The sequence below is a fragment of the Mesorhizobium waimense genome (assembly GCF_003601975.1).
GTDB classification, from domain to species: Bacteria; Pseudomonadota; Alphaproteobacteria; order Rhizobiales; family Rhizobiaceae; genus Mesorhizobium; species Mesorhizobium waimense.
In genome coordinates this window covers 1-563 of sequence record NZ_QZWZ01000198.1, presented here as the reverse complement: position 1 = coordinate 563, position 563 = coordinate 1, and the positions used below count along the sequence as shown (strand labels likewise).

General features: G+C 68.9%; 1 protein-coding gene. It reads right to left on the bottom strand.

Translation table 11 applies throughout. From position 1 onward, the window contains the following. Nucleotides 1-549 (bottom strand): DUF5801 repeats-in-toxin domain-containing protein (locus D3227_RS40615; protein WP_245452175.1); only part of this gene is annotated, 549 nt, incomplete at its 3' end. Between the last annotated feature and the right edge of the window lie 14 nt (nucleotides 550-563).

The following is a 563-nucleotide window of genomic DNA, read 5'->3' as shown; positions in this document are numbered from 1 at the left end:
GTTGATCGCGACGGCGAACGCCGCCGCCCCCGCGGCTGAGCCTATGCGGCCCACCACCAGGTCGCCTTCCTTGAACAGCAGGATGCTGGTGCCGTTGGTCGTGTCGAGGCCGGAATCCACCCCCGCGGCGGACACCGCCAGCGAGAATGCCGTCGTCCCGCCCTCCTGATCGGCGCCGAACGAGCTTCCCGTCGAGCTCACGACCGGGGTCGCGTCCTGCGCGTAACCGCTAGGGCTCAGGTCGGAACTCTTATTGGCGACACCGGCGAACAACGCGACAACCGCTGCCGCCGTGGTGTCGTCGGCGTCGGCCTGCACGCCCGCGGTTTCGTCATGCGCCACCGTCGCGGTGCCCTGCACGATCGCTGCCGTAGGTCCGTCGTCCTGGAACTGCACGGCGTCGCCGATGCCGGTCGAGCTGGTTGCGGTGTCGCCGTCGCCGTCGGTGACCGTCACCACCGCCAGCAACGCGCCGTCGGTGATCGATACCGAATCATCTGGATTGGCGGTTCCAGGGTGCTTCAGTGAGGCGTACTGCGCCACGCTCACGACCCCGCTCGTGC